The sequence below is a fragment of the Streptomyces chisholmiae genome (genome assembly GCF_031845445.1).
In the GTDB taxonomy this organism is placed as follows: Bacteria; Actinomycetota; Actinomycetes; order Streptomycetales; family Streptomycetaceae; genus Streptomyces; species Streptomyces chisholmiae.
This window is the reverse complement of record NZ_JAVREO010000334.1, coordinates 1-243: the sequence shown is the minus strand read 5'-3', so window position 1 is coordinate 243 and position 243 is coordinate 1. Positions and strand designations below refer to the sequence as shown.

Here is a 243-nt window from a genome sequence, read left to right as displayed (position 1 = left end):
GCCCCAACCAGTCCGTCGCATCCCCCAACGCCGACTGCGCCGACGCCAGATCGGCCTGCGCGGCCACCGCACGATCCAACGCCCGATCCGCCATCCCCTGCGCGGTCTGGAGCTTGGGCCAGTAGGTGTGCAACGCCTGAGCACACAGGGCGTACGAGTCCTCCAACTTGGTCAGATTGCCCGGCACCCCGTCGAACTCCCGACGAAACGCGTCCGCCGACAACCCCGCCCAGTCCAACATGG

The 243-nt window shown here is 68.3% G+C and carries 1 protein-coding gene; it reads right to left on the bottom strand.

Annotated features, from left to right (window positions below; translation table 11 throughout):
* A partial coding sequence (locus tag RM844_RS33445) for a putative T7SS-secreted protein (protein ID WP_394814669.1) occupies positions 1-243 on the bottom strand: 243 nt, incomplete at both ends.